At 59.6% G+C, this 9,783-nt stretch carries 11 protein-coding genes; 8 read left to right on the forward strand and 3 right to left on the reverse strand.

Annotation, left to right across the window (positions count from 1 at the left end):
- Positions 1-156: 156 nt before the first annotated feature.
- Positions 157-480, reverse strand: coding sequence for a YbjQ family protein (locus tag Q5Q88_RS06185; protein WP_118652528.1), 324 nt, complete (start codon positions 478-480; stop codon positions 157-159).
- A gap of 404 nt (positions 481-884) precedes the next feature.
- Here Q5Q88_RS06185 and Q5Q88_RS06190 point away from each other — a divergent pair, with 404 nt between their 5' ends.
- Entirely contained in the window at positions 885-1,700 is an 816-nt protein-coding gene (locus Q5Q88_RS06190) for a ZIP family metal transporter (protein ID WP_199588809.1), read from the forward strand.
- A 130-nt stretch (positions 1,701-1,830) separates the two neighbouring features.
- Here the strand turns inward: Q5Q88_RS06190 and Q5Q88_RS06195 are convergent, their stop codons facing one another.
- Positions 1,831-3,270, reverse strand: a complete 1,440-nt coding sequence (locus Q5Q88_RS06195) for a M20 family metallopeptidase (protein ID WP_294159587.1) — start codon at positions 3,268-3,270, stop codon at positions 1,831-1,833.
- A gap of 90 nt (positions 3,271-3,360) precedes the next feature.
- Positions 3,361-3,972 (reverse strand): hypothetical protein, encoded by a 612-nt coding sequence (locus tag Q5Q88_RS06200; protein WP_302742325.1) that lies wholly within the window; start codon positions 3,970-3,972, stop codon positions 3,361-3,363.
- 456 nt (positions 3,973-4,428) lie between these two features.
- Here Q5Q88_RS06200 and Q5Q88_RS06205 point away from each other — a divergent pair, with 456 nt between their 5' ends.
- The 7 genes from Q5Q88_RS06205 to Q5Q88_RS06235 all read left to right on the forward strand — a co-directional run.
- Positions 4,429-4,872 (forward strand): PTS sugar transporter subunit IIA, encoded by a 444-nt coding sequence (locus tag Q5Q88_RS06205; RefSeq protein WP_302742327.1) that lies wholly within the window; start codon positions 4,429-4,431, stop codon positions 4,870-4,872.
- Positions 4,872-5,156: a preprotein translocase subunit YajC gene (gene yajC / locus Q5Q88_RS06210; RefSeq protein WP_118652536.1), complete on the forward strand. Its 285-nt coding sequence runs from the start codon at positions 4,872-4,874 to the stop codon at positions 5,154-5,156. The genes Q5Q88_RS06205 and yajC overlap by 1 nt, the downstream gene beginning before the upstream one ends.
- Positions 5,157-5,255: 99 nt before the next feature.
- A complete protein-coding gene (agaB, locus tag Q5Q88_RS06215; RefSeq protein WP_118652538.1) occupies positions 5,256-5,738 on the forward strand; it encodes a PTS galactosamine transporter subunit IIB in 483 nt (160 codons plus the stop codon).
- 99 nt (positions 5,739-5,837) lie between these two features.
- Positions 5,838-6,635, forward strand: coding sequence for a PTS sugar transporter subunit IIC (locus tag Q5Q88_RS06220; RefSeq protein WP_302742331.1), 798 nt, complete (start codon positions 5,838-5,840; stop codon positions 6,633-6,635).
- Positions 6,625-7,722, forward strand: a complete 1,098-nt coding sequence (locus tag Q5Q88_RS06225; protein WP_302742333.1) for a PTS system mannose/fructose/sorbose family transporter subunit IID — start codon at positions 6,625-6,627, stop codon at positions 7,720-7,722. Before Q5Q88_RS06220 ends, Q5Q88_RS06225 begins: the two co-directional genes overlap by 11 nt.
- Before the next feature lie 169 nt (positions 7,723-7,891).
- Positions 7,892-8,623, forward strand: coding sequence for a GntR family transcriptional regulator (locus Q5Q88_RS06230; protein WP_118652544.1), 732 nt, complete (start codon positions 7,892-7,894; stop codon positions 8,621-8,623).
- Positions 8,624-8,878: 255 nt separating this feature from the next.
- A partial coding sequence (locus Q5Q88_RS06235; protein ID WP_302742336.1) for an SIS domain-containing protein occupies positions 8,879-9,783 on the forward strand: 905 nt, incomplete at its 3' end.

Genomic DNA, 9,783 nt, shown 5'->3' on the forward strand with positions numbered 1-9,783 from the left:
CGACGCCGCCGGATGGCCGCGAGGATGCGGCCCGCCCGGCGTGGTCGGGTTTCGGGCGTGTGCGTCGCGCACCGTGGTCGGGCTTCGGGCGCCCATTCCGCCCCGCGAACCACGGTTCCGAGCTCTTGATCCGATTCAGGCCCCAGGTCTCTGGTCCTACGCCTTGCGGCGCACGCGAACGGCCGTGCCACACGCCGTGGTCATGATCATCTCGGCGAACGTCTCGTAGCCTACGTTGGCGCCGATGATCGCGTTCGCGCCCAGATTCTCTGCACGCTGCGACATCTCGTGCAGGACCTCTTCGCGCGCCTGGGCCATTTCGTCCTCGTAGCCCGCCGAGCGCCCGCCAAAGACGTTGCGAAGCCCCGCGCCGATGTCGCGGAACATGTTGATGCCGCTCACGGCCTCCCCGGTGACGATGCCCAGATACTCAACGACCTCGTAGCCATCGAGACTGTTGGTGGTGGTAATGGTGAGCACTGCGTCTCCTTTCCGGACGGCATCGCCGCCCTCTGCTCGCATGGTCGCCATGTCCGCGCGCTCGCATCGACCGGAGGAACCACGTGGACCGTGGTCGTTCGACCATATCGGTGTTGCAGCGCTTATACCCACTCGTGTGGATATTGAAGAGTGGTCAAAATACCCTAATAGTGCGCAAAATCGAGACCAATGGACAAGAGTGCATAATCGATGGCTGGCTGTTTTCGCAGGTAAAGCGTCTGGGCTATCCAATGCCGCAGTCTCTTGAGCCGTCGATTCTCCCGTCGTGCCGGTTTTACCTGTGCAAATCCTCGGGTTTTGTCACCAGTGTTGGGAATTGCCGGCGCAACATTAGGGTATTTTGACCACAGTTGAGAATCCAGATCAAGAAAGGCTCAAATCGTATGCAATTTGACGCGAATCTTATGCAAGCACTCGCGTGGGCGGCGATGGGATGCGGCTTTACATGGCTCATGACCACCGCTGGCTCCGCGATGGTATTCTTTTTTCGCAAGGACCGCGCGGTTACGCACCGCATCTTCCTCGGGTTCGCGGCCGGCGTGATGATCGCTGCGAGTGTCTGGTCCCTGCTCAACCCCGCCATCGAGCAGGCCGAGGAGCTTGGGCAGGTCGGCTGGGTCCCCGCTGCGGGTGGCTTTTTGCTCGGTGTGGCCTTCCTCATGGCGCTCGACACGTTTCTGCCACATCTGCATGCGGAAGGAGAGCAGCCCGAGGGAATCCAAACGAGCTGGAAGCGTACCACGCTGCTCGTTTCGGCGGTGACGCTCCACAACATCCCCGAAGGCATGAGTGTGGGCCTGCTGTTCGCGATGGCGGGGCAGGCGAGCGGTGCCGAGGCGACCGCATATCTGGGCATGGCCATGGCGCTTGCCATCGGCATGGGTCTACAGAACTTTCCCGAGGGGGCGGCCATTTCGCTGCCGCTGCGTCGTGAGGGCATGACTCGCGGAAAGGCATTCGTGCTGGGAAGTCTCTCGGGCATCGTGGAGCCCATCTTTGGCATCCTGGTGGTGCTGGTGAGCGGCCAGATCGCCCCGTTTATGCCCTGGATGCTCGCGTTTGCCGCGGGTGCCATGATCTACGTTGTGGTCGAGGAACTCATTCCCGAGGCACACCTCGGTGAGCATTCCAATATCGGGACCTTGGGCGTCATTGCCGGGTTCGTCATCATGATGGTGTTGGACGTCGCCCTCGGATAAGGCGTGCCCTGTATGCGCCGTCGATGCAATGCGTGACGCGGTTGGGGCCCCTGGGAGTCTCCAGAGCTCCACCGCGTCACCAAGTTGAAGTGCTCGATACGGGCGCCGGGGACGCTTTGCGCTTCAATGCCTATTTTTCGTGGCGGGCGTCGTGCAGTTCACGTGCGGCGGCAGCACGCGCCTCGCGGGCATCGCGCAGTGCATGGTGGGCGTCGACGGTGGCATTTCGAGCTTCGCGTAGGGTGTCGGCCAGCTGGGGGTTCTTTTCGGCGACACGCTTGACCAACGGTCCATCAAGTTCCTCTTGCGTGGGCTCTGCCAAATAATCTATGGCATATTGCGCTGCGACTGCAGACCCCTTGGCCAAAACGGCCTCATCGACCTTGTAGTAGCAGGAGTGCTGCGCGAACGTGGCGCCGATTTGTGCATTGCGGCAGCCCACAAAGGCCAGTACGCCGGGAACGCGCCGGAGGTACTCGGAGAAATCCTCACCCGACATGGTACCGCGGTAGTGTCCCTCGCCCTCGGGGCCGAGTGTCTTGAGCACGGCTCGCCTGCAGCGCTCGCTTGCCTCCACCTCGTTTTCGACCTTGTAGTTCGCGATCGTGTAGTCGGAGAGCTCGGCCTCGGCGCCATGCGCTTGGGCGATATGTACGGCAATGCGCTCGATCAGCGCGGGCATGAGCTCGTGGGTGGCATCGGAGTACGTGCGCACGGTTCCCTCCAGGTGCGCCTCTCCGGCGATGACGTTGCGCGCCGTGCCCGCATGCAATTTGCCCACGGTCACCACGGCAGGTTCGTAGGGGGAGAGCTCGCGGCTCACGATGGTCTGCAGGGCATTGACGATTTCAGCGGCGACCATGACGGCGTCGCTGCCGCGCTGAGGCATGGCTCCGTGGCAGGACGTGCCGTGCACATCCACCCGGAACCAGTCGGTGTTGGCCATGCGTGGCCCCGGCTCGCAGCTGATGGTCCCGGCGTCAACCTCGCTCCAGATATGCATGGCAAACGCCCCGTCCACGCCCTCGCACACGCCCGCCTCGCACATCATGCGCGCACCGGATCCATTCTCCTCGGAGGGCTGGAACACCACACGGATTTCTCCATGGATGTCATCGGTCATGTGGCGCAGAATCTGTAGCGTGCCGAGCATCATGGCGATATGGCAGTCGTGACCGCAGGCGTGCATACATCCCTCGTTGACGCTGGCGAACTCTTCGTTCGTGCGCTCGGTGACCGGCAGCGCGTCGATATCGGCGCGCATGAGCAGGCGGCGGCGCGGTGTTCCGTCCGCGCGATAGGCGTCTGGCGCCGTGCCGCGCACCGTGGCGACCAGGCCGGTTTTGAGCGGGCGCTCGTAGGGGATGTTCATGGCGTCGAGCTGGCCGGCAATGTCAGAGGTCGTGCGGACTTCCTGCAGGCTCAGTTCAGGATGTTTGTGGAAATGACGGCGCTGCCGGATGATGTAGGGCTCGAATTCGGCGGCGATTGCGAGGATTGCCGAGGTGATCTCTTCGCCCGAGCGCTCATTCGAACTCGCCATGATTTGCTGTGCCTTGGTCTGTGCCATGGTCCACCCCATTTGTCCGTAAAAACAAGCACCTCTAGCTTACCGCGAGAGTGCGGGGTGTGGGATGTGCAATTGAATGTCGATGCAGCGCTACTGGGCGTCGTCGGTTTTCTCGAATTTCTTAGCGATCTTCTTCGCCGAGCGCTTGATGTTGGACATCAGGCCGCCAGCTGGATGCGCGGCGTTGAAGGCGTCTTGCTTGTCGCGCTTGGCGCGCTCCTCGATGATGATCTCGCCGTAATCCTCGACCAACCGGTCGTAAAAGGCCACGGCACCGTCGATATCCTCCTGATTGGGGCGGCCCTTGTTCATGCCACCCACCAATTTGAACGGCCCGTAGGTGTCAAAGCCGGGGCATCCGTACATGCATAGTAGGTTGGCGAATTTCATGCGGCAGACGCCGTCGAGGTCACGGCCGTTGAATTTGGCCTGACCGCCGTAGGTCATGAGTCCTACGACCTTGTCGCCGTCACGTAGGCAGTGGTCGGCAACGCGCAGGAGGTCTTTGTCAAAGTTGCCGTAATAGATGCCAGATGCCATGATGATGACATGGTAGGGGGAGAGGTCGGGATACTCGTTCTTCCCGAGTGCTCCGACATCGATCGTGTCGATTTCCGGGTGTGCCGTGACAATTGCATCCACGAGTTTCTTGGTATTGCCGTGGTGCTTCGAGCGGTAGACGATGACGGTCCTGAGATCCATGGGACGACCTTTCGTACGCGATTCACAAATGTCAATCATAGCGAAATCGCTTTACCTGAGGAGGTGGCGTCAGCGGGGCGCCACTCGATGATGGGGTGATGCTTCACATGGTGTCCGCGTTGTAATACCTCTGGTTCTTTCTCATACCAATATAAAAATTTCTGCACAACTCGGTCAAGCGGATATCAGGGTATACATAGGGCCGAAAAACAGGGTGGATGTCGGATGCGGCTATCTTGTTCGAACAGGAGCGATGTTGTACACGGATAAACATGCAGGTGAAAAGCTGTATAAGGGATGAACGGTCGAAAAACTCCGGTAAACGGTATGAGAGACAGAAAAGATTAAAAACTCGGGAACAGAACATCCACAACTGCTATAGTGAATATCACTTGTTACGTGGTTACTACCAGTGCTGTGCGAACGGCGCAGCCGAAGAGCGAGAAAGAGGGATTGATGGTCGGTTTCATTTTGACTGGTCACGGACACTTCGCAGACGGTATCAAGAGTGCGCTCGATATGGTCGCCGGCGATCAGGAGAACTTCGAGATCGTCCCGTTCGAGGGCTCTCAGGCCGCCACGTATGGTGATGACCTCCGCGCCGCCATCACCAAGATGCGCGGCGAGTGCGAGGAGGGCGTCATCGTCTTCGTCGACCTTCTCGGAGGCACCCCCTTCAACCAGTCCATGATGATCGCCAACGATGTCGACAAGCTCGAGATCGTCACCGGCTCCAACCTGCCCATGATCATCGAGCTGCTTTTCGCCCGTAATGGCGCGACCAACGTGACCGCCCTTGCCGAGCAGGCGGTCGCTGTGGGTCAGCAGGCCGTCACCCGCCAGTCCCTCGCCTCCGTCATGGGCGTTGCCGATGACGATACCGAAGAGGACGGCATTTAATGGCTGACTTCGGGCAAAACGTCCTCGCCTCTTCCGTTGCCCTGCTGCTTATTATGGCGGTCATGGGCCTCGTCTACTTCCTGTGGTCCAAGGCCAACATGAAGAAGAAGGTCAAGTACTTCGAGCACATCCACACCGACCTCGCGGCAGGTCAGCGCGTGATGTTCGGCGGTGGCATCTTCGGTGAGGTCAAGAGCGTGCAAGGCGACGTCGTCGAGGTCAAGGTTCGCTCAGGCGCGACCCTCGATGTCTCCCGCTACGCCATCCAGGAAATCGTCAAGTAGTCATTCTCTACACGGCATCAAGGGGAACGGCACCGCCAAGCGGAACGCGCGAACCCAGTGCAATAGGCCAATCAGCGAATACGAAAGGAACGGATCGCAATGGCAGAGCCTAACATTCTTCTTACCCGTATCGACAACCGTCTGATTCACGGTCAGGTTGCCACCCAGTGGAACTCCACCTTGGGCTCCAACCTCATCCTCGTCGCCAATGACGAGGTGTCCACCAACACCATGCGCCAGAATCTCATGAAGATGGCTGCCCCCACCGGCGTCCAGACTCGCTTCTTCTCCATCCAGAAGACGATCGACGTCATCCACAAGGCCTCCCCGGCCCAGAAGATCTTCATCGTGCTCGACTCTCCTCAGGACGCGCTCAAGCTCGTCGAGGGTGGCGTGCCGATCAAGAAGCTGAACATCGGCAACATGCACATGGCCGAGGGCAAGCGTCAGGTCGCTACGACCGTCGCCGTCGACGACGACGACGTGGCTTGCTTCCGCAAGCTCCAGGAGCATGGCGTCGAGCTTTCCATCCAGCGCGTGCCCAGCACGCCCGTTGAGGATACCAACAAGCTGTTTGCGTAATGTGGGGGATTGCGAGCAGTTTGTTTGTATACGGGGCGAACAATCGCCTCGGTCGTAACACTTAGTACGAGAAAGTAACTTTGAAAGGAGGAGCATAAGATGGAAGCGAATTTCCTTCAGATCGCCCTGGTCTTCCTGGTGACCTTCATTGCCGCTATCGACCAGTTCGACTTCACCGAGTCCCTGTACCAGCCCATCGTCACCGGCCCGATCATCGGCGCCATCCTCGGCGATGTGCAGACCGGCCTCGTCGTCGGTGGTACCTATCAGCTCATGACGATCGGTAACATGCCGATCGGTGGTGCTCAGCCGCCGAACGCTGTTATTGGTGGCATCATGGCGGCCGTCTTTGCCTGCACGCTCGAGATGGATCCCAACGTCGCCGTTGCGACCGCGATTCCGTTCGCTCTGCTGGGCCAGTACGGCGTCACCCTGTTCTTCACCCTGCGCGCCCCGCTCATGGAGTCCTTCCGTGCCGCAGCCGTGAAGGCCGACACCAAGGCTATCACCAAGCTGACCGTGATCTCCGAGGTCATCCTCGGCCTCATCTTCGCCTTCATCGTGACCCTGTTCTTCATCGGTGGTCTCACCGCTGGTCAGGCTGTTGTCGACATGGTGCCCAAGTGGCTCAACAACGGTCTCTCCGCTGCCGGTGGCATGATGAAGTTCGTCGGCTTCGCGATCCTGCTGAAGATTATGATGTCCCGCGACATGTGGGCCTTCTTCCTGCTCGGCTTTGGTCTCACGACCATCGTGCACGGCATCCCCTCGCTTGCCAAGCCTGAGCTCCTGATCATGGCCATCATTGGCTTCGGTCTCGCCTTCTGGGACTTCCAGCAGCAGACCGAGCTCAAGGGCGCTGCTTTTGACGGAGGTGATATGAGCGATGGCATCTAATGAGTTCACTGTCCCCGCACAGTATGAGGACCTGACTCCTGCACCGAACGTCGATAAGAAGACGCTCAATCGCATGGTTTGGCGTTCCTACTGGCTCCAGTCTTCGTTCAACTACGAGACCATGCAGTCCGGCGGCTGGCTCTTCGCCATGGTTCCGGGCCTCGAGAAGGTTCACACCAACAAGAACGACCTCGCTGCGTCGATGTACCACAACCTGGACTTCATCAACACGCACCCGTTCCTGGTCACCTTCGTTATGGGTATCGTGCTCTCCCTCGAGCAGAACAAGGTCGATACCCAGACCATCCGCTCCGTGCGTATTTCCGCTGCCTCCCCGCTGGGCGGCATCGGCGACGCTCTGTTCTGGCTGACGCTCGTGCCGATCACGGCCGGCATCACCTCGAACATGGCTATTGAGGGCAACATCATTGCCCCGCTCATCTTCCTGATCGTCTTCCACGCGGCTCTGTTCGCTTGCCGCTTTGGTCTGATGAACTGGGCCTACAAGATGGGCACCTCCGCCATCGACTCCCTGACCTCCAACATGCAGGCCTTCACCCGCGCTGCCGCCATCATGGGCTGCTTCGTGGTTGGCGCCCTGACGGTCAACATGGGTGGCACCCAGATCAACCTCAACATCCCGAACGGCACCACCCGTAGCGTTGCCGCTCACACTGTTGTGGTTTCCAACGAGGAGGCCGAGAACTTCGCCGACCTCGCTATCGACACCGAAGAGGCTGAGGCCGGTACCCTCGGTATGACCGACATGGACGGCGCTGCCCTCAAGGCTGCCGACGCTGACGGCAACGAGGTCGAGTGCGGTATCGTCGATCTTGGCAACGGCATGAGCTCCGTCACTTATGGTGAGGTCACCGAGTCCCCGGTTTCCTTCTCCGTGGCTTCCACGCTCGACACCGTTATGCCCAAGATCGTGCCGCTCGCGCTCGTGCTTCTGCTTTACTTCCTGTTCGCCAAGAAGAACTTCACCCCCATCAAGGGAATCGTTCTCATGCTGATCATCGGCATCCTTGGCGCCCTGCCTCTCAACGAGTGGCTCGGCATCACCTGGTGGACTGGTCTCTGGTAATTCCAGTTGCCTCTTGAGGGCAAATCTCCCCCAGATGCGCCTTCTCGCCCGGCGTGGGTCTTCGCGCCCACGCCGGGTTTTTCTTCTTTCGTACGTATGATCATGACTCTAGCCGGATGCAGTTGGCCTTGGTTGGGTCATTTGGATAGCCCTGTCGGAGGTTTCAATCATGGCGGTCGCTGCGCGCAAACAGCCTTTATACGATCAGCTTGTCGACATCCTCACCGATAAGATTGAGCATGAGTACAGTGCGGGCGACATGATTTCCTCCGAACGTGAGCTCTCCGAGCGCTACGGTCTTTCCCGTACGACGGTTCGCCTCGCCCTGCAAGAGCTTGAGCGTATGGGCCTCGTCGTGCGTCAGCACGGTCGTGGCACGTTTGTCGCGGACCGTTCCGCGCAGACCACCAACCTCATGCAGTCCTACAGCTTTACCGATCAAATGCGCTCGATGGGGCGCGAGCCGCGTACGACCATCCTTGAGTTCTGCGACTTTGAAGCGGATAAGAACCTCTCCGAGCACATGGGCGTGCGCCTAGGCGAGAAGCTGTATAAGATCAAGCGTCTTCGCTCCGCCGATGGCATGCCGATGATGGTCGAGCGTTCGTATCTGCCGGTGCGCAAGTTCCTCACTCTCAAGCGCCCTCTCCTCGAGTCGATGCCCCTTTACGACATCATCGAGAAGGAGTATCGCGAGAAAATCAGCGTTGCAGAAGAGGAGTTCTTCGCAAGCATCGCTCGTCCCGCCGACGCCCACCTGTTGGGTATTTCCGAAGGCGCGCCCGTCTTGGATTTGGTACGCACTACGTACAACGCGTCTAACGAGGTCGTTGAGTACACGCTTTCCGTTGCTCGTGCAGACCAATTCAAGTACAAAGTCCTGCACCGCAGGGGAGAGTAGGGTCCGCCGAGTGCCAAAGTGGCACGGGCCCGTCAACCGGAGTACATGGCCGCCACCGCTTTGTGAGGGGGCCTCATGTGTTCCCGTTGCCGGACCAATATCGCATGTGTTGGACGCACGGATCGAGTGGTCTTCAAACTCGGTGCCAATATGTGTCAAACGCATGCAATTCTGGCTTAACTGGTTACAACCACATAACCAGCTTATAATGAAAACAACTAGTAAAGGCGTTAGCCAGAAAGAGAGGTATCATCCATGTTCGAGAAGACTTCGGAGGAACTCCACGAGATCGGCGGCTATAACACCACCGTCGAGATCAAGCAGCAGCCTGAGCTTTGGCTCGACACGCTGAACATCTATCGTGAGAACCTCGAGGCCATCGAGTCCTTCCTGGCCGACGCGCGCGCCATGGGCGAGGGCCGTCTGTCCGTCGTGTTCACCGGCGCCGGCACCTCCGACTACGTCGGCGACACCTGCGCCCCCTACCTCCGTCACGCTGGCGACACCAAGCTGTACGACTTCAAGCCTATCGCAACCACCGACATCGTCTCGGCTCCCCGCGACTTCCTGAACCCGGATGTGCCCACTGTCCTCGTTTCTTTCGCCCGTTCCGGCAACAGCCCTGAGTCCCTGGCCGCCGTCCAGGTTGCCAAGACGTTCGTCAAGAACGTCAAGTTCATCAACCTCACCTGCGCTCCTGAGGGTAAGCTCGCCGTCGAGTCCGCCGATGATCCGAACGCGCTGACCATCCTCATCCCGCGCGCCAATGACAAGGGCTTCGCCATGACCGGCTCCTACAGCTGCATGACTCTGCTCTCCACCCTCATCTTCGACACCGCATCCCTCGAGCAGAAGACCGCTTGGGTTGAGCAGGCCGCCAAGATGGGCGAGGACGTCGTTGCTCGCGAGGCCGAGATCGCCGAGTTCCTGTCTGGCGATTTCAACCGCGTGACCTACCTGGGTTCCGGTTCCTTCGTGGGCCTCGCCCAGGAGGCTCAGCTCAAGATCCTCGAGCTCGCCCACGGTCTCGTTGCCACTTCCTGGGACTCCTGCATGGGCTATCGCCATGGGCCGAAGTCCTTCGTGGACGACAAGACTCTCGTGTTCGTGTACATGAACAACGACGAGTACACCCGTCAGTACGACCTCGACATCCTGAA

Origin of the sequence: uncultured Collinsella sp., from assembly GCF_959026545.1 — a bacterium.
Classification (GTDB): domain Bacteria; phylum Actinomycetota; class Coriobacteriia; order Coriobacteriales; family Coriobacteriaceae; genus Collinsella.